Below are 25,133 nucleotides of genomic sequence, written 5' to 3'. Positions count from 1 at the left end.
TTTATTATTTATTCTCTATATCCCTTTTAACTCCATTAGAAATATAGAATCTATAACTTTTAAAATGAAATTTTTAATAATTCGCAATTGAAAATTCTATTAATAGCAGTATCTTTTATAAATGGAATGCAAAAAGTGCTAAAACACAAGAATAACGTATAAAAATTTGCATATTTTAGGCTCTTTTATTTTATTACTTATTGGGTTAAAATCCCCATTACTTTAAGTAAAGTAATTCATAAACTTACCTTTTTGAAAACCCTTCATATCATTACATGGTTGAAAACTGGGTGAGAACAAGTATTAGTAATCTGTTTTTAACTGATTTCGGATTTTTCTCAAGTAGTTTCCAATCCACTTTTTCAACAAGTTCATTTGTTAAGTTTATAGCTGTAGTTAAGAACTCCTCTTCGGTAATTCCGGTTAACCTCTTTCTGACCAATTCTTGCATTTCATCTTTCAATTAAAAACCTTCCAATATGCCAGAAGGTTTTTTAAGCACTATAAAGAGGTACAAAGACCTTCCTAAAAGAAAGGTCAAATCTAAATTCGGTTATATAATTATATTAACTCAAGGAATTGAGCAAAAAACTCTTCTGGGAAATTCTCTGGATAATCCATATGATAGTCAGTCAGTAATTCAAAGGTTTGTTCTTTCTCTTCTATAGTTGGATGCTTTAAATCAAGAACATATTCACAAATTATAAAATTATTCTTTTTTAAACTTAAAGTTAAACTACTTGATTCTCCAAAACCTCCATCACAATATGAAATGGAGTCAATTGCTATTACATCAGTTGATACAGATTCAGTAAATTCCAAGAGAGTTACCTCCGTGTCAATCTTCAAACTGTTTCGACAATAGTAAATATCCATAAATTCTAGTCTTTCAATAATGTCATCTAACAGAGGGTCAATTACATTTTCGTATTGATTTAAAACTGTTTGTTCATTAGGTTCCTTATACCCAGTATCAGCTTCAACTGCACTATAATATTGCTCCGAATAGACTTTTTGTAATTGGGCTATCTCTTCGGCTGAAAGGTTTTGAGGATCTCTATTATATTTTCGTATTGCATTATCCAAGATTTCATTAATATTCTCACTAAGAGATTTTATCTCATTGTAGAGAGATAAATCTAATAATTTATTATGTGCAACATGATTTCTATAATCAGTAAAATTTCTCCATTTAGTTAAAAAGTCAGCGTCTTCTATAAATTTTTCAAATATATCTGTCCAAAGTTTCTTTTCAACAACCATCTGATTTTTTATGAACGTAAGTAGCCTTTCTGGTTCATTATTAATTATTGCTTCCTCAATTTTTACATCATATGATGGATTCCATTTTTCTATTGATATATTAATTACTTTTAATAAATCATCTATATCAAGACCCAAAAGGTAAATATTAACATTATTGAATTCGGTTATATCTTTTCTATACTGTTTAATTCTTTTTTCAAATTTGGTTTTTAAACTATTCGGCGCGATTTTAGCCCACCAATTACTACCGAAGACTTTTGCTAAAACTTCGTTAATAAAATTACGAAACTTATTTTCTATACTATTTATATTTGAATAGAGCTCGTTACATAAGGCCGTTGATTGCTCATCTTCAAACCAAATGCATTCCTCCCAATCTCTGATAATTAAGTTTTTTATCTTGTACTTTAAATCATGAATGTTTTGTTCGAATCCTATTGAGTTCCCTTCAAATTCAGTATGTATTTGCACCCTTAGCTGTAAACTGCTATATGTACGGAAAGAAAAGTCTACTAGATACTCCTTGGCGTTCTTGTTAAGTGTTAATAAGAATCCATCAAAATCCTTATCATAATCAAAATCTGATATTTCAAACTGAAGGGTTTGTTCAATTTGCTTGATTAGTTCATTAAGATAATCCTCTCGATTATTTATTGAATTTTTATTGCAAATAAATGAAAATGAAACTGCTTGTTTCATAATTTTACCTCAATCTCCTTCTGATCATAAAATTTGTCTAAATCTTTTGAAGTGGCTAGTTTGGTAATAATAGCACTTGGTATTATTTCCCTCTCAAATCATATTAATTTTAAAAGATTTCTTATGATAATATTAGGGGATCTTTCGATATTTATAGAATAATCAGCCTTTTTTAAATTGAATACCTTACAGAATTAAAATAGGATCCCCTCTATATCCCCATAAGGCCTGTTGCTCACTATTTCTCCTTAAGAATAGTGCATCTACGTGTCTAGAGTATATGCAGCAATGCAATGGGATGTTTGTGAGTTCAGTTATAAGAGAAGAAGCAATTATAAACTAAAACTGTAGTACAATAGTAATCGCTCCAACGATATCACTGCTAAACAGTCATTTTCCAGCTTGATAATGCTAATCAGTTTTCCAGTTCCTTATAATCAGGCGTTATTTTCCCAACAAGACACCAAAAGGATCGATCATGATTTTGATGGACCATATGGCACATTTCATGAACGACTACATAGTCGATCGCCCTCAGTGGTGCCATTGCCAGATTCCAATTAAATGTTAACTACAACTTTGAATCACAGGTTCCCCATGTACGGCTACTATCTGAAATACGAATTGAACGCGGCTTCGTTTTAAAGTTGCTTTAATAGGATTTGATACTCTTCTCTACTAACGCTTTACACTGCTTATAATAAAATCGTTTTAAAGCTTGTTTAACTTTCTCGCCCTCAAGCTCTTTCACATATATATGTAGCTTATCCCCTTCAAACACTGCATGGTCTTGTTAAATACTTGCATCTTGAGAGATCTGTATGGGATATGTATTCCCTAAATACAGAAAACTCTCCCCTTGATCATAGGCCTTCTCTTGTGGTCCAAGCATTCTCTCATTCATTTCTTTGCGTGTTTTCTGAATCCAATTCCATTTCTCCTCTAGCAACTGGATTATATTAATCTGCTACAAAATTTAGAATATCTTTAATACGATCTTTACAGTCAGTATATGTTTTAATAATATTTCCATCTATTTTAAATGCATTTGAATCCCATTTCCCACTATCTGTCACCGACTTATCCCATGAATTTGCTAATATCGTAATAATTTCTATATACTTTTCATCTGAAAAACCTTTGACATCACCAGCCTTATAAGTCCATTTTTCAAAAGTTTCACCCTCTTTTAACGCTTTTACAACTGAATAAATAATTAAGTATTTCCCATATTTATTTATACATTCCCCCCATCCTTTGGATTCTGTTTTACCTTCCTGATCTTTTTTCTTTTCTTTAATCTTATTTTCAACCTCTTTATTTGTTGAATACATATCAATCACTTCAAATAAAGCCATCGCAAAGTTTACAGGTTTATAATTTTTCACAAAAACATCCTTAAATTTCTCATCGTCATTCTGATCATCATTTTGATAGTCATTTTGAATTGTAGGGAATAATTCTTCTTTTTTGAAATGATCTCCTTTGTCGTTAATATCAATTAATACTTTATTACTTGCATTTCTAGCTGTACCAGGTTGATCTAATAATAACGCATATAAAATACGAGGTAGTACCTTTAGTGTATACCGTTTATTTTTTATAGATGAAACATCTCCTCTTCGTACAATCGAGAATACATAATCTGATAAATCTTCCTCTTGTTTCTTAGATTGCTCTTGTTCATTTTTCTCTTCTGTTATTACTTCCTCTTCCTTTGCTGACGCTATCTCATTTTTGGCATCAAATTCAATTCGTGTCTGCTCATATTCTACAGTGTTAATATCCACTTTAGTTTGTTCATTTTCTTGAGCTTTTCTCTCGTTCTTAGATTTATTTATATTAACTTTTTCTCTTAAATTGTTAATATGCTTAACAACAGGTAAGGTAAATGCAATATCATCTGCTATAATAGGCTTTTGTCGATTAAGAGAAATAGTAATTTTATCGATAACATCATCAACAGCTTCTGTTTTATTACTTGTAATCTCAATTACTTTTAGCATGACAAAAGCATGTTCCCTTGCATGTTTCTGACTCTCTTCTTTATAGAAAAACTTCGCAGCAGAATTCAATGTTTGTGCCCCATTAATTACTGTAAGTTGGATTCCATTCGATTTTTCTTCTGCATCAGATAAACCGATCATCTCATAGTTTTGCAAATTCAGATTGTTTTTTTCAAGAATCAATGTAATCCCATTGTTTAAATACCAAAATTCTTCTGGTCTCTTCATTAATGTTTCATTAATTGCTGAATCAACATCTAACTCATCAGCTATGCCATAACGAATATTTTTTAAAAATAAAGTTTTCCCTTTTTTATTATAAAGCTCAACCAAATCAAATAAATTCGCTGAAAAAACGTACCCTTCTGCCGCAGGATTGTTTAATGACTTGGATTGTGTGGCTCGTGTACGGCTTAATACACCTATTTGGCTATTTTGAATTCGCTCTACTGACTCAAGATAGTCAAAAGTAGCTGTAATATCTCTTTTATAATATTTACCCATTTTATCTTTCATAAACTGCAATACTTTTCCCCTAATATCTTGATCTTCTAAAGATTTTTGCGAGCAAATAGCTGTTTTTAAATTTTTAGAGATAAAGAATAACTTGACAATTGGATTAGGCGTTTTATCCTCTACAATAATCTCCTTAATTTTCTTAAGAACTTTTTCTATATTCCCTTCACTAAAGCCTTCATTAGCATAACAAAATATAAATAATATAGAAGAGTTTTTCTTATCGCCCCCTTTAATTTCATCATCTTCATAATTCAATGAAAGATCTCCGTTAGATAATATAAAAAAATCATTTGTTAATCTAGTTTTTTTGAATTTACACTCATATTCAGTAATTAAATTCTTAACTTTATTTTCAATATCAACAGTTGATTCATCAAGTCCTGCTTCATTTACTTGAAACAGAATTATTTTCTCCATTTGCTGAATTAAATTCACGTTTATTCTTCCTTTCCATTAATTATTTTTTTATACGGTGTTAACGTAATTTCAGTACCTTGTAAAATTACGTTAACATTATTACACGCTTGTTCTACTGTATTTTTTAATATTTTCTCTATTTCTGTAAAGAATAGCAGTTCCTTCTGGTCTTCTTCTATATTATCCTTTTCCAGGAGTTCTTTTGATTGCACAAAATCTAAATAAAAATCATAAATATAGCATTCAAATTTAATAACCTGCTCTACCAACTGTTTTCGTAGTTCATCTAATAGTTTTTTAGTAGATATATTACTATTGTCAATACCTCGCTTTTTAAGATATTCTTTGAGTGATTCACTATCTTTTTTATCAATTAGTCTCCCTATTTCTTTTAATTCATCACGTGATTCTAATATTTCACATAAATAATAATTCAAGTTACGATCAAAGTTACGAAGTACTTTTTCGATTTCAGCCTTATTGTCAAATGTATCAAAGTTTGCATAAAGATCCGTTGAACTGATAATACTTGCAACTAAGTTATTTGACTCTGGATAAACATATGCATTAGAGATACCAAATAAACGTTTTAACTCATTACGAATCTTGCTCTTAGCGGTACTTGGAATCTTTATACGTTGTAGCTTATAGTCAGGTAATGGACGAAATTCATTACCGTAAAAAATAATAAAGCCACCCTGTTGCGCTTTAATTCTTTGGTTTTTACTATAGTAATCAACCATTTTATGTTGATGTGCTAGCAACATTAGCCTATTTTTAAGCGAATTAGTATTTAGAAGCTCATTTGCATACAGTTCTTCTAGTTCAACAGAAGATGGCGAAAGCATATCCTCTACCTTAATGATCACAACTTGTCCAGGTTCACTATCTTCCTCATGTTCAAGACGATTATAAAAAGGGGTCACCGCAAAATGTAATGCAATTAAAGAATTATAAGAGATGTCAAGCAGACGACTGGGAAACCCGCCATGTTGTGCTTCAATAGCTGTTAATAAATAGGATTGGTTACCATCTAAACCTTCTGAACGAATTTTATTTAAAATATTTTTCTCAAAGTTAAAGTTCGACAGTCTGCGGTGCTCCCTAAAAATATTTGGGACACATGAAGTAGAAAAAATCTTATTTTCACCTCGGTAAACATACGCATCGGTATTTTGTGTAAGCATTGAAATTAACGAAATATATTCTGAGATATTATTTGCGATGTACATGTACTCATACTCCTTCTTATAAAAATCATTACCTGTCATCTTTGATTGTACCGTAAATTACCTTAATTGATTATATATTTATATAAAATAGAGTAGTTCCAATTAGACCACTTTAGTCTAATAAATGGTAAAAAATTTCACCGTATACACAAAATACATATATTTACTTTCTTAATAAAAAAAGAAACTGCTTACTCCCATATATATTGAAAGGCCAGGATAACGAATTTCTTTCTTTTCTCTAATGATATGATAAACAACCATTCCATCAAAAATACCTCTTATAAAGTGCCTAACTAATTTCTTATCAATATTAGGCATTCTACATATTAGTGACTTTCTAGGAGCTATACCTATTTCCATTAAATTTTGGCACATTTTTGTTGAGTTAATTTTCAATTGAGAATCTCTTCGACCATTACAAACAAATTAACATCAAAAGGACGATTATCCCTTAACCGTACATCCTCTAGGAATACAATTACTTCTTTTTAGGTTGCCTCTCCAAATCATCCATAATGTAGGAATCGTAAATTACTTTTAATGCACCAACTAAATTTGCCAACTCCTCTGGCTTAAGAATCAGACTTATCTCATCTCCACACAAAGTTTGAAATGAAAGCTCTATATTGCCATTCTCTTTGTTAGGATCAATGCTAAGTGAATTAATCCCCATTCTTAAGTCCAAAGTTACATTCACCCAATCATTCCCCATGTCCACAGATTAGCTTATATAATCACCCTAAACCCGTTGTGCATTACATTCAATACCTATTTCTTAGTAATTCAAAGAAATCAGCGGAAATTTGAAGTAATTCTAGGACCACACACAAAAAAAAGCCACAAATCACTTCACGGCATTCTAGTCTAATAACTATAGCGAGACAGTGAATTGTACATCAGGGAAGTATTAAAAATATAATAAGAGCATGAACAAAAAATAAGGAATACAACGGTGTAAACAAGTTCATATACGATAATCAATTAATAATAACTTGATAAATAGTGATTAATTTGTCCCAAATTAATCATACAGAAATAAAAGGAGTACAAACATGAAACAGCCTATGAAAGCTACCATTAGCAATAAATACATTGAAGTCACTCAACAATCCTACTCACCGTGTGTAAGTAGGACTTCATTAGGTGGACGTAAATCCTTATCGCATCAAAGCAGTAAGAATTATGAAACTAACTTAAAAATCAGCACTAATCGTGCACGTAAAAAAATTCGTAGATTACTAGAATGCAATTTTCCTAACCAATATGCATTCCTTACACTTACCTTTGCCTCATCTAAAGAAATGGATATTACAGACATTGATGGGTGCTACGAGAAGTTTATTTACTTCAAAAAGCGTCTTTCTCGTTATTTAAATAAAAAGAACCTGCCTAAATTTAAATACTTAGGAGTAACAGAGTTCCAAGATAAGAATCGTCAAGGAGCAATTCATTATCATATTATTTGTAACCTAACAGAGATTCCTTTAAAAGAATTAAAAGAGCTTTGGCAATATGGCTGGGTGTCAAGAAGAACTACTACATCTGATGCTACCGAAAATGAAACGATTTCTAACTATCTCAAAAAAGGAATTACTGACGAGAGACTCAACGGCAGGAAAAAATACTTTCATTCGCACGGTCTAAAGAAGCCCATTATCGTAGAGATTGAAAGTTCCGAAGAGTTTTATAGCAAACTAGACAAATGCCAGTCAACTTTAATAATCGGTGGCACTTATCAGTCTCCTTTTTCCGGAGAAACCAAATATGAAAATTACTATGTAAAAAATGCAGAGGAGCTAATCAAATATGTACAAGAACTTTAAAGATTATCCAGACGTGCTAAATGTGTCAGATATCCAAGGATTACTTGGCATTGGCAGAAAACAAGCTTATGAATTGGTACATTCAGGCGAATTTCATGTAATAAACATCGGAAAACGCATTAAAATATCAAAAAATGTTCTAATTAGTTGGATGGAAGGAGACAATCAAAAATGAAAAAACAAACAAAATTAGTTAATTGCGGTTCCAAAGTGTTCGTTTATGATTTCAAAAGAAAAGAGAAAATCGAGAATTTAAACTTTGAGCAGGATGGTATCAACGGTAATATTACCCATCTCGAGAGACTACTCTTAACCAACTTCATAGATGACAGTCTACTCACAAACTTCTGTCTAAGCATTCCATTAAATGAATACGAATACGTACAGAATAGATTGAATTCCTTTATAAAAAGCCTTAAAAAAGCAACTGGGCATAAACAGATTAAGTATTTAGCTATAGCAGAGCCGTCACCCCATCATAATGAAGACACTGTAGATATTCACCTTATTACAAGTATTGAGATTGATGATTTGATGATACATTCAAACGAAGACATGACTGAAGAGGAGCAAGAAGAATATTTCGCAAACATCTGGGGAGACGAGTTATATATCGATGTATGTTTCCCAAATGAACTAATTAAAACCTTTACTGTTGCTTATAAAAAATCATTAATGAGTAATGCCCTTAGAGCATATCCTAAAAGTTTTCATAGCAACCTCCAGCAACCTTCTGTGCTTTGGAATGAAGATGCTAAAGCTTTTATTAAACATCATAAACTGCTTGAAAGGGCTTTACACCACTCTACTGAGATTTATGATGATATCGGTGGATTCGTAACTATAAATGAATACTCCATGTCTAACTATGTTTCTCTCTCAGAAGAAATGGATATGGCATTCTTCTAAAAATCAAGCAAGATTACCCAAAGTTTAAAACAAGGAACTCATTATTAGAGCTCCTTGTTTTAATTATTTTATAAAGAATTTTATTAGTAAGTAGAACACTTCTTAACATTGTTCTTCTTGTATTATGCATGCACATTTAAGATATCCAATATGCTAGTTCAAAAAAACTTGATCTTAGTCACCAAGTTTAGAAAAAGAGAACTTCCTACACCCACTCACCCAAATTACTTCTACACCTTTGTCCACTCTCTAGCCAGCTTATAAATGCTAATTTACAGATTTGTTGTACATTATTTTTTACTTTTCATACATATAGTTGAATGGGATTTGTGTAACAAAACCGTTTCAACTACATGTGTGCCAACAACTGCAGCGTTAGCGAAAGGCGTTAGTCCGGTTCTAACAACACACAATTTCTGTTGATATTAAAAGCATTTCTGTACAACTTTATGCAAGTAACACTGTACATTTAGGAATAATCATTTACACCAGCTCCATCCATTTCCAAAGACTTATTAGTAAACATAATCAAAGGGGTGGGGCACCGAACTCCACTAGCCGAAGGTCCTCTAAAACCTACTCCCCCTCCAAAAATTTTTTCATATTTTTTCTATATAAGCAAAATTCCAATCTATTGAACATAAAATCAAGCATTTGGCAGAATTACGCTGATTCCTTCTAAATTTTCCGCCTTTCTCAATGCCCACCATTTCAGAGCATGCCTCCTGTCATACTGCCGACTTAGACGAAAGCTCTTTATAAAAGATATACTTATTACTAGAAATCAGCTGAAATCACTGTGAATCATCATAGAATACAATTCTTATTGATTTATAGAACTTATTGCGGGTCTATAGACCTCATTTATATGGATGAGGAGAGTATACAGATGGATATCAAAAGAGTTTTTAATGAAAGTACAAATACTACAATTCAAGATATTATACATTCTCTAATTGACGCCAAAATTGACACTTTAATTGATGAATATTACCATCAAGATAAGGTGAACACTGCTACATCTCATGCAGAAGGGAAGAACATATCATGAGATGTGCTATTTATATAAGAGTTTCTACTAACAAAGAAGAACAAAAGGCATCCCTAAATAACCAAAAAGACCTCTTTCTAAGATATATCTCTGATCGAGGATGGGATATTCATGATTTTTATATTGATGTAGAAAGCGGCACTACAGATAAACGTGAAAAATTGCAACAACTTATCAATGATGCTGAAACTAAGAAATTTGATGTTATTCTAGCAAAGGAACTATCACGCTTAGCTCGGAATGGTGGCTTATCTTATAAAATTCGTGATATCGCTGAAAGACATAAGATTCATATTATAACTTTGGATAATGCAATTAACACTGTAACTGGTCAAAATAATATGTTTGGCATTTATGCCTGGATGTACGAGGAGGAAGCTAAAAGAACCAGTGAGCGTGTCAAAGCTGCTTTGAGAAGTCGAGCCTACAAAGGATTATTTAAGGGATCAAATGCTCCGTATGGATATCATGTAAAAGATGGAAGGCTCTCCATACGCTCTGATGAGACTTCAGACATAGTAAGACGTATCTTTAGAGAATATCTTTCTGGTAAAGGCTTTGATTGTATTGCGAGGCTATTATATAACGAGGGTTTAGCAACACCTGCTCAAATTGCTGGGAAGAAAAACGCCAATGACAAATGGCAAGGTTCAACAATAAGACGTATCCTAACAAATCCTCATTATACAGGTGACTTAGTTCAGGGACGTTCTACAACTAGGAGTGTTACAAACAAAAGTAGGGATCAAAATCATTCAGATAATTATATTATTGTATCAAACACTCACAAGGCTATTATTACAAAGACAGACTTTGAAGCTGTTCAGCAATTAATACAGAGTAGAAAACGTAATCGCCCTCAAGCAGAAAAACACTTATTCACTAATACCTTATACTGTGCCGACTGTGGAAGTGGCATGCACTATAAGAAGAACAGTCGAGGTTATATTTGCGGGAATTATAATAAGCATGGTTCAAAAGCCTGTAGCAATCATTTAGTTCGAGAAGCTGACTTACAACTAACAATCTCAAATGAGCTCAAAATGTTTTCATCTACTTTAAATGAACAGGACATTTTGCTTAAAATAGAAACTAAAATGCAGCAGCAAATGCAAATTTCAAAAAAACAAATAAAAACCTTTTCTGACGAATTAGAAAGACTAAAACGAAAGAAAAAGAAAAGTCTTAATTTATTGGTTGAAGACAAAATTTCGAAAGAGGATTATGATGATTTCACAATTGACATTAACAAAGAAATCAATGATGTATCTTCTACGATTAAACATTTAGAGTCTTCTCTTCAAATCCAAGAAAGTGAGTCCATGCTTAAAGAGTTAAAAAAACAACTCGATGCTTTTATAAGCTTTCAAGAGCTCACACCTGAAATTTTACACCGGTTAATTGACCGAATTGAAATAAAAGCAGACGGTACAGCGAGAATCTTTTATAGATTCTCGCTGTAACCTACTTTTATTTAACGTAACTTTAACCACGCACAGCACTCCACGTGAGTCGTATGTGGGAACATATCAACAGGTTGTACTTCCTGTGTTTTATATCCGCCTTCTTCTAGTACTTTTAAATCACGTGCTAATGTTGCTGGGTTACATGATACGTATACGACGCGTTTTGGTTTCATGTCGATGATTGTGTTTAATAGTGCCTCATCGCAACCTTTACGCGGTGGATCTACGACCATTGTGTCAGCGATTACGCCTTCTTTATACCATTTTGGAATAACTACTTCTGCTTCTCCTACACCAAATTCAGCGTTTGTCATGTTGTTTAGTGCTGCGTTACGCTTTGCGTCTTCGATCGCTTCCGGGACGATTTCAACGCCGTACACTTTTTTCGCTTTTTGTGCTAGGAATAAGGAGATTGATCCAATTCCACAATAGGCATCAATTACTGTTTCGTTACCATCTAATTTTGCGTATTCTAACGTTTTATCGTACAGCACTTTCGTTTGTTCTGGGTTTACTTGATAGAATGAACGTGCTGAAATCGCAAATTTAATGTCACCGATAAAGTCATAAATATATTCTGATCCGTACAGTACTGTCGTTTTGTCTCCGAAGATTACGTTTGTACGTTTCGTGTTTACGTTTTGAACAATCGATTTTACTTCAGGGAATTTCGCTGCAATTTCTTCAATGATTGCTTTCTTGTTTGGCAATTCTGCTGTACGAGTAATGAAGACAAGCATAATTTCCCCTGTTACTTGTCCGTAACGAGCCATTACGTGGCGAAGTGTTCCTTTGTTACGCTCTTCATTGTACGCTGAAATCCCGTGTTTTTCACAAATACGTTTTACTTCTTGAATTAATGTATCGTTTTCTTCTGCTTGAATTAAACACGATTCCATATTAATGATGTCATGCGTTCCTTGACGATAGAATCCAGCTACAAGTCCACCTTCACGTTCTCCAATTGGTACTTGTGCTTTGTTACGGTATACCCACGGATTCTTCATGCCAAGTACAGGATGAACAGGAACATCACTTAATCCGCCGATGCGCTGCATAACGTCGCGTACTTGTTTTTCTTTCGCTTGTAATTGTCCTTCATATGTTAAATGCTGAAGCTGACAACCGCCGCACTGATTGTACACTGGGCATTCTGCATCTTTACGATATGGGCTCTTTGTATGAAGCTTCATTAAACGACCGAATGCGAAGTTTTTCTTTACTTTAATAATTTTAATTTGTGCTTCTTCACCTGGTAATCCGTTTTTAACGAAAATAGGATAGCCTTTTACTTTCGCAACACCGGCACCATCATGTGTTAAATCTTCAAATACTACATCTATAAACTCGTTTTTTTCAACTGGTGGCGTCATTTTTGTACTCATTTTCCGACCTCTCTTTTTCATAACACTGCGTTACATTTTATCATACTTATATGGTCTATTTCTATTGGAAGAAAAAAAGCTATTGACGATAGTTCTCCGTTAATGTTACGCTACTACTAATTTAATACGGACGATGTTACCTCATATATACTCGATAATATGGATCGAGAGTTTCTACCCGGCAACCTTAAATTGCTGGACTATGGGGAAAACTAATGAATATTAGCCCATGTGCAAAAAGGACTCATATTGATTAGCTTTCTCTCATAGATGAAAGTGAATCCATATGGGTCTTTTTTTATTTTTATTTTTCTAAAAGGTCAGACATCTTACGTATGACATAAAACCTCCTTGTTTTATTTTTAGTAATATAACGAGCGTTTTATGTACAAACTTTATACGAACTTCTGAAAGGGGCAACTACATGCAATATGTAATGAGCATTATCGGTATTCTTGTCGTTTTAGGTTTATGTTTTGCTTTGTCAAACAACAAAAGTAAAATCAACTTCCGTGCAATTGCTATTATGATTGGTTTTCAAATTTTAATCGGTTGGTTTATGTTTGGCACAAAGATTGGTCAACAAATCATTATTTTCATTGGTAAAGTTTTCAACAAACTAATTAAACTTGGTACGACAGGTGTCGATTTTCTCTTTAATGGGATTCAAAGAGATTTTGTCTTTTTCTTAAACGTACTATTAATTATCGTATTTTTCTCAGCACTACTTTCTATCTTTAGTTACTTAGGGGTTTTACCATTCATCGTTCGCGTTGTCGGCGGTGCCATTTCAAAAATCACTGGTTTACCACGCGTTGAATCATTCCACGCAGTAAACTCTGTATTCTTTGGTTCAAGTGAAGCGTTAATCGTTATTAAAAATGATTTACAACATTTCAATAAAAACCGTATGTTTATCATTTGTTGTTCTGCAATGAGTTCAGTTTCTGCCTCTGTTACAGCATCATACGTAATGATGTTAGATGCGAAATATGTACTAGCAGCTCTTCCGTTAAACTTATTCTCAAGCTTAATCGTTTGTTCGTTATTAACACCTGTTGATACGAAAAAAGAAGACGAAGTAGTTCAGAAATTTGATCGTACTTTATTCGGAGACAGCTTTATCGGTGCAATGATTAACGGTGCACTTGACGGTTTAAAAGTAGCTGGTATCGTTGCCGCATTAATGATCGCCTTCATCGGTGTGATGGAAGTTGTAAACTACGTAATTAGTGCCGCTTCAGGTGCAATGGGATATGCTGTTACGTTACAACAAATCTTCGGTTATATACTTGCTCCATTCGCGTTCTTAATGGGTATTCCAACTCAAGATATTATCCCAGCTGGTGGTATTATGGGTACGAAGATTGTATTAAACGAGTTTGTAGCAATACTTGATTTAAAAGGTGTTGCAGCAACATTATCTCCACGTACAGTTGGAATCGTTACAGTATTCTTAATTAGCTTCGCAAGTATTAGCCAAATTGGTGCAATCGTTGGTACAATCCGTGCCCTTTCTGAAAAACAAGGAAGCGTTGTTTCTAAATTTGGTTGGAAAATGCTATTTGCATCAACACTTGCTTCTATTTTATCTGCGACAATCGCTGGATTGTTTATTTAATAAAAAAAATCACCTTCGCTTAGACAGCAAGGTGATTTTTTATTATCATCATTTAAGAAACTGAAGAAAACTCTAATGCCTCTTCCTTATTAATAATTTCTCCCTTATATTTACCTTTCACCGAAATATCAATAATGGATTTATTTCTTGTCTCCATTTTCCCTAAAGAAAAAATATATATTAAGTCATCTTTTTTTAACATCCATTGTTTTCCGTGCCAAGGACCAGTTAACTTCTGTTCTGGCGATGCCAATATTTCTCCAAAATATTCACATTCGCCTAGAGATGTTTTTACTGTATTCTTCTCCATATCAATAACTATATATTTAAGAAGCTTTATACTTTCATTTGAGAAAATCTCTACTTCATGATCACTTTTTTTCTTGAATTTCAGCTTTCCATCCTTTGTATTAACCAATTTACTTTGATCAATTGCATTCAGTACAAACTCATACTCTTCTTTTGTAACACCGAAATTAGGATGATATGGAAAACTTTTTTTCTCTGCATGCTCTTCTACGTATTTTAAATACCATTCCATATTATTCACTAGATGCTCTCTCATTCTTTGACCAATATTCCCTACCTTTTTAAAAGTATCTGGATCCATCTCTAGCGTCATAATATCCGCCGTAACTTCCGCGTTCATAAGATGCGCTGGAATATACTCTTCCACACTGTTTGCTTTACTTACTTCACTTTGACAACCGACTATAAATAGCGATATGAAAAGGATATATACTATTTTTTTATATTTCATTTCTGTTCTCCACTCCGTACATCATTCTTACTTAATTTTATAGCGTTCTTATTATAGTCTAAAATTCTTATATTTCAATAAAATTCATTAACAATATACAAAATTGCATATTCATAAGTCTTATTACTTTAAAATTAGCTTAAATTACTTTCCAAATTATACAAATAATAAACTTCGAATGTTATAATTTGTAAAAAAACTAATTGGAGGACCTTATGAAAATTCACGCACTTGCCGATTTATTACATTTACTAGTCTTAACCCTAAAAAGCTATTATGTATGGGGAATGCCTATCTATGTCTTCATTATTCCTCTTATCTTTGTAGTAGGTTATATTATTATTAATTCTAATAAGAAACAAAAAAATACCTCTATTCAAAGTCACTAATCTATTACCTTAATAGCCTCCTAAAATTCATATTCCCCTCATTTTCTCCAAATGCTATGATGAACAAGGGTATGTCCCCACCTCTCTTACAGCGGTGGGGATTTTAAATATAAATATGTAACATAATACACAATAGAAGGTGATTTTATGAGAAAATATGCAGCAATCGCTTTATGCACATCTGCCATTCTAGCAGGTTGTAATACTAGCAATGTAAACCAGGAACCTAAAAAAGAGAAAAGGGTTCAAGAAGTTAAGAAACAAACAGAAACTGTGCAAGAACAAGGTAAAATTTCTTATCAGCCCATTACACACGAATCTACAAATACTACTATTCATATAACAGATATAAAAGATACTTTAACTGAAGTACAATATAAAATTTGGCGTACTGCTGATGGAAAGGAACACACTAAATCTTTTTCTTCTAAAGAAAAAGAGAAACAGTTTACACTTCCTTTTGATATAAAAGAATTTGAAGGAAAACGTGGTGAGTTCCAAATTGAAGCAATAGGCATAAAAGAAGATGGGAAAAGCATCCCACTCACAAAAGCTGCTATTACTTTCGAACAAAAGGTTCCCGTTCTTATGTATCATGCAATCGATGATTATCACGGACAAGGCATTAAAGATTTATTCGTCTCACCTGCTAACTTTGAAGCCCAAATGAAATATTTAAAAGACAACGGCTATACATTACTAACTTTTGAACGTTGGGGTGATATTAATAAAGTAAATAAACCTATCTTTGTTACATTTGATGACGGTATGAAAAATAATATGAATGCATTCCATGTTTTACAAAAGCTAAAAGACGATACATTTAAACCGGCGGCAACAGAATATATGATTGTTGATAACGTTGATGTAGAAGGATCACTGTCTACTTCTGAAATAAAAGAAATGGTCAATTCCGGCATTTTCTCAGTGCAATCTCATACAGCGACGCATGCAGACTTACCGAAAATTACAAACTATGAAGAGGAATTAAAAGGATCAAAAGAAAAGTTAGAAAAAATAACAGGTAAGCCCGTTATCGCAGTTGCTTATCCATTCGGTCATGTAGATGATAAAGTCGTTGCAGAAACGAAGAAATATTATCAATTTGCGACGACAACAAAACCCGGAAAATTCATTACAAAAGGTGAACCCGATGAATTGTTAAAAATGAAGCGTGTTCGCATACACCATACGACGACCGTAGAACAGTTTGCTTCTTCGATTAAATAACGATGAGGGCTCAATATATTTTGAGCTCTCTTTTTACGCTATATTTATATATATTTTTTGAATTTTCTTGTATTATATATAGTAAGAAATCTTTCAAATTAAAGGAGATTATACATATGTCATTTGAACAAACGTTAGAGAAATATGCTGCCCTTGCAGTCAATGTTGGTGTTAATATTCAACCAGGACAAACATTATCAATTAGCGCACCTCTTGAAGCTGTACAATTTGTACGCCTCGTTACAGAAAAAGCATATAAATCTGGTGCAAAACACGTATATGTGGATTGGAATGATGAGACGTTAACACGCTTAAAGTTCGATCTAGCTCCTGAAGAAGCATTCGCTGAGTTCCCATCTTGGAAAGCACACGCTCGTGAAGAATTAGCAAAAGAAGGCGCTGCATTTATGTCTATTTATGCAGAAAACCCTGATTTATTAAAAGGTGTAGAACCAACGCGTATCTCAACAGCTCATAAAGTAGCTGGTGAAGCAATGAAAGTATACCGTGATTACGTACAAGCTGATAAAGTAAGCTGGTGTGTCATTTCTGTTCCTACGAAAGAATGGGCTGCGAAAGTATTCCCTGACGTTGCACCAGAAGAACAAGAAGCAAAACTATGGGATGCTATTTTCAAAGCTACTCGTGCTGATTTAGAAAATCCTGTGGAAGCATGGAAAGAACACGATAAAACATTACATACAAAAGTTGATTACTTAAACGAAAAGCATTATAAAGCTCTTCACTATACAGGTCCTGGAACAGATTTAACGATCGAACTTCCAGAAAAACATGTATGGGCTGGTGCTGGTAGCTTAAATGAAAAGAACGTACCATTTATGGCGAACATTCCAACTGAAGAAGTGTTTACAATGCCACTTAAAACAGGTGTAAATGGCCAAGTATCTAGTACAAAACCGTTAGCATTTGCAGGTAACATTATCGATAACTTCACGTTAACATTTGAAAACGGACGTATCGTAGATTATAAAGCTGAAGTTGGAGAAGAAGCTTTAAAACATTTAGTAGAAACAGATGAAGGTTCTCACTTCTTAGGAGAAGTAGCTTTAGTACCTCATGATTCACCAATTTCAAACACAAATATTTTATTCTACAACACGCTATTTGATGAAAACGCATCTTGCCACCTTGCAATCGGAAATGCTTATGCATTTAACTTAGTTGGCGGAAAAACGATGTCTAAAGAAGAACTTGCTGAAAATGGCGCAAACGCTAGTATTACACACGAAGATTTCATGATTGGATCAGCTGAGCTTGATATCGACGGCATTACAGCTGATGGCAGACATGAACCAATCTTCCGTAAAGGTAATTGGGCGTTTTAATAAAAGCAAAAGGCTATCTTCCACACTGGAAGATAGCCTTTTATGATGCAGATGAAACCTTAAGCCCAATTACTCCTAACACGATGAAAAGAATACAAAATGCTTGGAATAGGCTAATGTGCTCTTTAAAAAAGTACACACTAATAATCGTAATAAGTAACGTCCCAACACCAGACCAAATTGCATAAGCAATACTTAAATGAATCTTTTTTACAACGATGGCGAACACGCTGAAACAAATTCCGTAAAATACAAAAATAAGTACACTTGGAATGAGCTTTGTTAAACCGTTTGATAACTTCATCGCAATTGTTCCAGCTACTTCAAAAATAATTGTTACAAGTAATAATAACCAATATACCATACTAGAATCTCCTTCTCTGTTACCTTATAGAGATTCTAGTATACTACTTATAGTCCTAATGAAATATATTTAATTTCTAAATATTCCTCGATACCGAAATGACCTCCTTCACGACCAATGCCACTCTCTTTAAAGCCACCGAACGGCGCTTGTGCAACTGATGGGAGGCCATCATTTAAACCGATAATACCATACTCTAGTGCTTCACTAATTTGGAATGCTTGGCTAATGTCTTTCGTGAAAATGTACGCTGCTAAACCGTATGGCGTATTGTTTGCACGTTCAATTACTTCTTCAACCGTTTTAAATTTCGCAACAGGTGCAACTGGTCCAAATGTTTCTTCATTCATACAAAGCATCGTATCATTCGCTAATCCAATTACAGTTGGTTGAATAAAGTGTCCATCTAGCTCTGTAACCTTTTGGCCACCATATAAAACTGTTCCACCTTTTTGAATAGCATCTTCAATATGTTCTTGTACTTTTGAAACTGCATTCTCGTCAATAAGTGGTCCTACAGTCGTTCCGTCACTGAAACCGTCCCCTACTTTTAACTGCCCTACTGCCTTTTGAAACTTCTCTACAAACGCTTCATACACTTCTTCCTGAACAAATACTCGGTTTGTACATATACACGTTTGTCCTGCGTTACGGAATTTCGAACCGATTACTGCCTCTACTGCTTTATCTAAGTCTGCATCATTCATAACAATAAACGGTGCGTGACCACCTAACTCAAGTGAAACCTTTTTCATCGTTTGTGCCGCACTAGCCATTAACTCTTTCCCAATTTCCGTTGATCCTGTAAAGGACACTTTTCGAACACGCCCATCTTCCATCCACGTATCAGCAATTGCTTTCGCACTACCTGTTACAATATTTATTACGCCTTTTGGAATGTCTGCTTCATGAGCTAATTCAGCTAATTTTAACGCAGTTAACGGCGTTTGACTTGCAGGTTTTACAACCGCTGTACATCCTGCTGCAAGCGCCGGAGCTACCTTTCTCGTAATCATAGCAGCCGGGAAGTTCCAAGGCGTAATAGCTGCCATAACACCAACTGGTTGCTTCATGACTAAAATACGTTTATTCGGATGAGAAGCAGGAATCATTTCACCATATACGCGTTTTCCTTCTTCTGCATACCATTCAACAAAACTATTTGCATAATTCACTTCACCAAGCGCTTCTGCAAAGGGCTTTCCTTGTTCTTTCGTCATGATCGCTGCAATCTCTTCTTTATTTTCCTCAATAAGTGTGAACCATTTTTTTAATTTCGCTGCACGATCTGCTGCTGTTAACTTAGACCATAATTTAAAAGCTTCATGCGCAGCATCAACAGCTTGCTTTGCCTCTGTTACCCCGCCCTTTGGTACAGTCGCAAATATTTCCTTCGTTGCTGGATTATTTACTTCGATTTGCTCTTGCAATGTAATCCACTCACCATTTATATACATCGCCTTTTTCTCTACATTTACAAACGTCGCTTTTTTATCCAATATTCTCTTCCTCCTCTATAAGTTTCTTTATTTTCCTAGTGGCAGCAGATTGACTTATTTTTAAAAACTCCGCTACTTTATAACTCGATCCATATGTTTTATATGCTTTTAAAATAATATTCCGTTCTACTTCTTCTAACATTTTATAGAGACTTTGACCGGACTGTTCAACCGTTGATTCTTGCATCGCTATTGGTAAATCTTCTATCGTAACGATATCATCGGCAGTAATAACAATTCGCTCAATCACATTTTCAATCTCTCTATTATTTCCCTCCCACGGGTAACCAACAAACATTTGTAATGTGCTAGGCGCTAATTTTACATTTCTACCATATTTCTCATTAAAGTGTTGTAAATAATGATAAATAAGTGGCAAAATGTCTTCTGTTCTTTCCCGTAGTGGTGGGATTACAATGGGAATGACATTCAGACGATAATATAAATCTTTCCGAAATGTTCCTTGTTTCACCATCATACTTAAATCTCTATTTGTTGCCGCTACAATTCTAACGTCCACCTTTTTTAATTCTCTTCCGCCTATAGGGCGAAACGTTTTTTCTTGCAACACTTGCAAAAGCTTTGCTTGAGTTTCAAGCGGCATTTCGCCAATTTCATCTAAGAATAGCGTTCCTTTATGCGCTGATTCTAATAGTCCCTTTTTTCCTTCACGATTCGCACCTGTAAAGGATCCGCCTGAGTATCCAAAAAGCTCTGATTCAATTAAATTTGTCGGCAATGCCGCACAGTTAATTTCATAGAAACTTTCATTCTTCCGGTTACTCACTTCATGTAAATGACGCACCAATCGACTCTTTCCTACTCCTGTCTCACCTAAAACGAGAACCGTACTATCTACCACGGATACTTTCTTGATTGTCTCGACTATTTTTTGCATAGCGATACTTTTAAAAATAAGTCCTTCATGTTCATATGTTTCTCTTAATTCTTTTTTATATGTTTTTAACTGATTATCCATTTCTTCTACCTTTTGACGTAATTGATAGAGTTCTGTAAGATCACGAGAGTAACTAATTACTCTTCTTAAATTGCCCTCTTCATCAAAAACAGGCCTTGTACGAACGTGTAAATACTCTCCTGATTTTGTCGTCTGAACGAGTTCGATTGGCCTCTTTTTTTCAATTACTTCTAACGTTGCTGATGGATAAAAGATACCATCTTTCTGCAATTCTTTTACATGTTTACCTACTAACTCTTTTGCAGCCAATTGATAGTGCCTTTCACATGTACTATTTACACGTACAACGATTCCCTTTTCGTCAGTCACAAAAATTTCGTCAAACGCATATTCAAATACATCTTGTAAATCCATTAACACTCGTTCCTTTTCTGCAACCATCCTAGCCACCCCTAACTTCCAATCCGTCGATTCACTTCACTACCTTTATTATAAAGTGAATTTTCTGCATTTTATATAGAGTCAGCTAGAATGTTTGCTGTTTTATTATTTAACTTTTAAACACGAGCAATATTTGCTTTCTCATAACAGACTTGCAACGATTCTTCAATGATTGTTAATCCTTCTTCCAGTTGCTCATCTGTAATCACTAATGGCATTAGCACACGAATAACATTACCGTATGTTCCTGCTGATAGTAGAAGTAAGCCGCGTTTATTTGCTTCTGCGCATAAATTAGCTGTTAACGTTTTATCAGGTGCTTTCGTCTTACGATCTTGAACGAGCTCAAATGCACACATTGCTCCTAAACCGCGCACATCACCGATGCAATTATATTTATTTTTCATCTCTTCGAATCGGTTCATTACGACTTTTCCTAATTCTATCGCTCTATCATTTAAATTCTCTTTTTCTATTACATCAAGTACTGCTAATGCTGCCGCACATCCTAACGGGCTTCCTGCATACGTTCCACCAAGTTCTCCTGGTGCAGACTCATTCATAATTTCTTTGCGCCCAATAACACCACTAATCGGTACACCAGCACCTAATGATTTAGATACCGTAATTAAATCCGGAACGACATCATAATGATCAATAGCGAAATATTTTCCTGTACGGCTAAATCCAGTTTGAATTTCATCCGCTACAAATAAGATGCCGTGTTCTGAACAAATATTGCGTACTTCTTGCACAAACTTCTTACTTGGGACGATAAATCCACCTTCCCCTTGAACAGGTTCCATTACAACGGCTGCAATCGTTTCTGGTGCTACTTCTGATACGAAGAAATTCTTAAACTCTTCAATCATAAAGTTATCGTACTGCTCTTCCGTTAATCCTTCTGGGCGGCGATATTCGTACGGGAATGGTGCTTTATAGACTTCAGGTGCAAATGGGCCAAATCCAAACTTATATGGTTTTACTTTACTTGTCATCGTCATTGTCATTAATGTGCGTCCATGGAAACCTTTAGAAAATGCAATAATACCAGGTCTTTTTGTATATTTACGAGCGATTTTCACCGCATTCTCAACTGCTTCTGCACCACTATTTAAAAATAGTACTTGCTTATCAAAACTTCCCGGCGCTAATGCCGCAAGTTTTTCTGCTAATTCAATATATGGCTCATACATCATGACATTAAAGCCAGTATGAATGTATTGATCTACTTGTTTATGGAGCGCTTCTTTAACAGCTGGGTGACAATGTCCTACGTTAATTGTTCCTATCGCTCCAGCGAAATCAATGTACTGATTACCATCAACATCAGTAACAAGAGCACCATTTGCAGATTGTACAAACGTTGGGATGCCGTTACTTACTCCTTTTGGTACTATATTTTGGCGGCGTTCTAGTAAAGACGCTGCTTTCGGTCCAGGAATTTGTTCATTTACTTTAGCAAATTTTTTTATATTCATTACGTACCCCATCCTTTTCTTTACATTGTTTTCTCTTTTCATTGCAAAATGTATGCCAATATTCTTTTCTAGTATTCATCTATTTCGCCATAAAAAATAAGTCTATAAAGACTCATTAAGAGTCTTTATAGACTTATTTTTCTTACACATTAGACTTTCCTTTTTCCCAAACAAACTCACCTGAATGAGAAATAAGGTCCCCAACAGACTGTACTACTAAATCAGCAAGTGGTTCTAATGTTTGACGATCTCCTGTACCAGATAGTACTCCAATTGCATAGCAATCACCATTTTTCGCTAAATATAAATCAGTCGGTGTATCCCCAACGACCGCTACTTCACATGCCTTTAAATGAAATTTCTCACAGAAGGATTCTATAATTCTTTTATCGGGTTTTTGTACCGCAAATGTATCTGAAGCTACAACATAATCAAAAAAGGTCTCTAATTGATACTGTTTTAAAAATAATTCTGTCGGTGCAAAATCATCCGCCGTGACAACACCTAAAATAAATCCTCTATCCTTTAAGCTTTGTAAAATTCTCGGTAAATCTGCCGTCATTTTCATGTAAGAACGATGCTCGTACATAAGGGCAAACAGTTTTTCACTTACCCATTCATGCATTTCCTCTTCTTTAGATGACGTAATATACTTACAAAGCCCCTTTGCCACATCAAGGCTTGTTCCTGCCGCTATTGCGCTACGTGGGTGAACAAATACCCCATCCACACCGATTTCTTTTAATAAAGTCGGCTGCATTGATTGTGGCAGTTGGTATAATTTTATACATTCAGCCACAAGTTCTTCAGCCACTTTTATCCAAATTGAATGAAAATCCATTAATGTCCCATCTTTATCAAATAGTATTGCTTTTACTTTCTCCATAACACCCCACCTCTCGTCTCTTATCTCCTCCAGTGTATCAATAAAGTATGGATATAAAATAAACGAATTGTAAAAATACCATGAAAATCAAACTAACTTCCAATTTACAATACAAATCGGATTGTTTGACTATTACGTAACAGAAGCGTAAAATTACTCTCATCTTATTGAAAATTAGCTAATTACTTAACCTCATTAACTATCATGATAGTTTCCTAATTCTTTTTTTAAGTAGGAGATGTTTATATATGGTTGAAGAAATATTTTATAAGAAAACATTAGAAAATCTGTTTTTAGATCCTGTTCAAATTACACTTTGGGATGGAAACACTGTACAGTACGGTGAAGGGAATCCTCAATTTCATATTACATTCCACAAACCTCTTGCCAAAAAAGAGATAATAAAAGATCCCTCCATCGCATTTGGTGAAGCTTATATGAATGGAGATATTGAAATAGAGGGTAACCTTGAAAAAGCGATTGAGTCTATTTATAAAAACAAAGACAGTTTTTTAGGTAATAACAAATTACAATACTTTACAAGCAGATGGAATTTTTCAAAACGAAAAAATAAAGAAGATATCGCCCATCATTATGATATTGGGAACGATTTTTATAAATTATGGCTAGATGAAACAATGACATACTCTTGTGCATATTTCCAAAATGAAACCGATTCTTTAACAGCTGCTCAACATAATAAAGTAAATCATATTTTAAAAAAGTTAAACCTTCAAAAAGGAGATACTTTGCTAGACATTGGTTGCGGATGGGGTGAACTCATTACAGCTGCCGCAAAACAATATGGTGTGAAAGCAACGGGAGTCACATTAAGTGAAGAACAATATGCAAAAACTCTAGAAAGAATCGAAAAAGAAAATCTCACAGATTTAGTTGAAGTAAATTTACTCGATTATCGTGATATTCACGAGCGAAAGTTTGATAAAATTGTTAGTGTAGGTATGATTGAACATGTCGGGAAAGATCACATTACAGAGTACTTTGAAACGGTCAATGCATTACTCAATGATGGTGGTATTTCCGTTCTTCACTGCATTACTTCTCCTACAGATGGCGCTACTAATAGTTGGATTGAGAAATATATATTTCCTGGTGGATACGTCCCCGCCGTTAATGAATTAATTACTAACATAACTAATCAGCATTTCTTTATAGTTGATGTTGAAAGCTTGCGCAGACATTACGGTAAAACACTTCAACACTGGGCAGAAAACTTTGAAAATACACTAGATGAAATACGTAAAACAAAAGATGAGCGATTTATTCGTATGTGGCGCTTGTATTTAAATGCTTGTGCAGCTTCGTTTTATACTGGTAACATTGATTTACATCAATTTGTATTTACAAAAGGGATTAGTGATTCCATTCCTTGGACACGTTCATATATGTATAAATAAAAA

General features: G+C 34.1%; 22 protein-coding genes, 1 pseudogene and 1 riboswitch. Of the genes and pseudogenes, 9 read left to right on the top strand and 14 right to left on the bottom strand.

The window, feature by feature from the left end; translation table 11 throughout:
- Positions 1-271: 271 nt before the first annotated feature.
- The 7 genes and pseudogenes from NST14_RS02015 to NST14_RS01985 form a co-directional block, all read right to left on the bottom strand.
- Entirely contained in the window at positions 272-463 is a 192-nt protein-coding gene (locus tag NST14_RS02015; protein ID WP_229143086.1) for a hypothetical protein, read from the bottom strand.
- A gap of 98 nt (positions 464-561) precedes the next feature.
- Positions 562-1,965: a hypothetical protein gene (locus NST14_RS02010; protein ID WP_229143085.1), complete on the bottom strand. Its 1,404-nt coding sequence runs from the start codon at positions 1,963-1,965 to the stop codon at positions 562-564.
- A gap of 415 nt (positions 1,966-2,380) precedes the next feature.
- A pseudogene (locus NST14_RS02005) lies at positions 2,381-2,929 on the bottom strand (M48 family metallopeptidase).
- On the bottom strand, positions 2,925-4,925 hold the full coding sequence (locus NST14_RS02000) for an AIPR family protein (RefSeq protein WP_229143084.1): 2,001 nt from the start codon (positions 4,923-4,925) through the stop codon (positions 2,925-2,927). The pseudogene NST14_RS02005 and the gene NST14_RS02000 overlap by 5 nt, the downstream one beginning before the upstream one ends.
- A gap of 2 nt (positions 4,926-4,927) precedes the next feature.
- A complete protein-coding gene (locus tag NST14_RS01995; RefSeq protein WP_229143083.1) occupies positions 4,928-6,139 on the bottom strand; it encodes an FRG domain-containing protein in 1,212 nt (403 codons plus the stop codon).
- 171 nt (positions 6,140-6,310) lie between these two features.
- Entirely contained in the window at positions 6,311-6,538 is a 228-nt protein-coding gene (locus tag NST14_RS01990; RefSeq protein ID WP_229143082.1) for a hypothetical protein, read from the bottom strand.
- An 82-nt stretch (positions 6,539-6,620) separates the two neighbouring features.
- Positions 6,621-6,839, bottom strand: coding sequence for a hypothetical protein (locus tag NST14_RS01985; RefSeq protein WP_229143081.1), 219 nt, complete (start codon positions 6,837-6,839; stop codon positions 6,621-6,623).
- 355 nt (positions 6,840-7,194) lie between these two features.
- On the opposite strand from NST14_RS01985, the gene NST14_RS01980 reads away from it, so the two are divergent.
- The 5 genes from NST14_RS01980 to NST14_RS01960 all read left to right on the top strand — a co-directional run bounded on the left by NST14_RS01980 (position 7,195) and on the right by NST14_RS01960 (position 11,388).
- Complete coding sequence (locus NST14_RS01980) at positions 7,195-7,965, top strand: rolling circle replication-associated protein (protein ID WP_229143080.1); 771 nt, start codon at positions 7,195-7,197, stop codon at positions 7,963-7,965.
- Positions 7,949-8,140: a helix-turn-helix domain-containing protein gene (locus tag NST14_RS01975; RefSeq protein ID WP_229143079.1), complete on the top strand. Its 192-nt coding sequence runs from the start codon at positions 7,949-7,951 to the stop codon at positions 8,138-8,140. Before NST14_RS01980 ends, NST14_RS01975 begins: the two co-directional genes overlap by 17 nt.
- A complete protein-coding gene (locus NST14_RS01970) occupies positions 8,137-8,874 on the top strand; it encodes a hypothetical protein (protein ID WP_229143078.1) in 738 nt (245 codons plus the stop codon). Before NST14_RS01975 ends, NST14_RS01970 begins: the two co-directional genes overlap by 4 nt.
- Before the next feature lie 889 nt (positions 8,875-9,763).
- Positions 9,764-9,925 (top strand): hypothetical protein, encoded by a 162-nt coding sequence (locus NST14_RS01965; protein ID WP_229143077.1) that lies wholly within the window; start codon positions 9,764-9,766, stop codon positions 9,923-9,925.
- On the top strand, positions 9,922-11,388 hold the full coding sequence (locus tag NST14_RS01960) for a recombinase family protein (protein WP_229143076.1): 1,467 nt from the start codon (positions 9,922-9,924) through the stop codon (positions 11,386-11,388). The genes NST14_RS01965 and NST14_RS01960 overlap by 4 nt, the downstream gene beginning before the upstream one ends.
- Positions 11,389-11,399: 11 nt before the next feature.
- Here the strand turns inward: NST14_RS01960 and rlmD are convergent, their stop codons facing one another.
- Positions 11,400-12,776 (bottom strand): 23S rRNA (uracil(1939)-C(5))-methyltransferase RlmD, encoded by a 1,377-nt coding sequence (gene rlmD / locus NST14_RS01955; RefSeq protein WP_229143075.1) that lies wholly within the window; start codon positions 12,774-12,776, stop codon positions 11,400-11,402.
- Positions 12,777-12,897: 121 nt separating this feature from the next.
- Positions 12,898-12,999: riboswitch (purine riboswitch) on the top strand.
- Positions 13,000-13,200: 201 nt separating this feature from the next.
- Between rlmD and NST14_RS01950 the strand changes: the two genes are divergently transcribed.
- Positions 13,201-14,397 carry a NupC/NupG family nucleoside CNT transporter gene (locus tag NST14_RS01950; protein ID WP_001200498.1) on the top strand — a complete coding sequence of 399 codons (1,197 nt, stop codon included), beginning with the start codon at positions 13,201-13,203 and terminating at the stop codon, positions 14,395-14,397.
- A 52-nt stretch (positions 14,398-14,449) separates the two neighbouring features.
- Here NST14_RS01950 and NST14_RS01945 read toward each other — a convergent pair whose 3' ends face one another.
- The gene (locus tag NST14_RS01945; protein ID WP_000875618.1) at positions 14,450-15,157 is read right to left on the bottom strand and encodes a hypothetical protein; all 708 of its coding nucleotides are present in this window, start codon (positions 15,155-15,157) and stop codon (positions 14,450-14,452) included.
- 536 nt (positions 15,158-15,693) lie between these two features.
- Here NST14_RS01945 and NST14_RS01940 point away from each other — a divergent pair.
- Complete coding sequence (locus NST14_RS01940; protein WP_073541571.1) at positions 15,694-16,776, top strand: polysaccharide deacetylase family protein; 1,083 nt, start codon at positions 15,694-15,696, stop codon at positions 16,774-16,776.
- A gap of 116 nt (positions 16,777-16,892) precedes the next feature.
- The gene (locus NST14_RS01935; protein ID WP_061536379.1) at positions 16,893-18,122 is read left to right on the top strand and encodes an aminopeptidase; all 1,230 of its coding nucleotides are present in this window, start codon (positions 16,893-16,895) and stop codon (positions 18,120-18,122) included.
- A 40-nt stretch (positions 18,123-18,162) separates the two neighbouring features.
- Here NST14_RS01935 and NST14_RS01930 read toward each other — a convergent pair whose 3' ends face one another.
- The 5 genes from NST14_RS01930 to NST14_RS01910 form a co-directional block, all read right to left on the bottom strand.
- On the bottom strand, positions 18,163-18,486 hold the full coding sequence (locus NST14_RS01930; RefSeq protein WP_000263254.1) for a DMT family transporter: 324 nt from the start codon (positions 18,484-18,486) through the stop codon (positions 18,163-18,165).
- Positions 18,487-18,533: 47 nt separating this feature from the next.
- Positions 18,534-19,985: an NADP-dependent succinate-semialdehyde dehydrogenase gene (gabD, locus tag NST14_RS01925; RefSeq protein WP_000358101.1), complete on the bottom strand. Its 1,452-nt coding sequence runs from the start codon at positions 19,983-19,985 to the stop codon at positions 18,534-18,536.
- Positions 19,978-21,345, bottom strand: coding sequence for a sigma-54 interaction domain-containing protein (locus tag NST14_RS01920; RefSeq protein WP_000225164.1), 1,368 nt, complete (start codon positions 21,343-21,345; stop codon positions 19,978-19,980). The genes gabD and NST14_RS01920 overlap by 8 nt, the downstream gene beginning before the upstream one ends.
- 116 nt (positions 21,346-21,461) lie before the next feature.
- Entirely contained in the window at positions 21,462-22,826 is a 1,365-nt protein-coding gene (gabT, locus tag NST14_RS01915) for a 4-aminobutyrate--2-oxoglutarate transaminase (RefSeq protein ID WP_001022108.1), read from the bottom strand.
- A gap of 142 nt (positions 22,827-22,968) precedes the next feature.
- Positions 22,969-23,712, bottom strand: coding sequence for an HAD family hydrolase (locus NST14_RS01910; RefSeq protein WP_061185503.1), 744 nt, complete (start codon positions 23,710-23,712; stop codon positions 22,969-22,971).
- A 248-nt stretch (positions 23,713-23,960) separates the two neighbouring features.
- Here NST14_RS01910 and NST14_RS01905 point away from each other — a divergent pair, with 248 nt between their 5' ends.
- Positions 23,961-25,130 carry an SAM-dependent methyltransferase gene (locus tag NST14_RS01905; protein WP_061185504.1) on the top strand — a complete coding sequence of 390 codons (1,170 nt, stop codon included), beginning with the start codon at positions 23,961-23,963 and terminating at the stop codon, positions 25,128-25,130.
- The last annotated feature ends 3 nt before the right edge of the window (positions 25,131-25,133 follow it).

The organism is Bacillus sp. FSL W8-0519 (assembly GCF_038005585.1).
Lineage (GTDB): Bacteria > Bacillota > Bacilli > Bacillales > Bacillaceae_G > Bacillus_A > Bacillus_A paranthracis.
The sequence above is the reverse complement of the archived record's forward strand: the minus strand, read 5'-3'. Positions and strand labels throughout refer to the sequence as shown.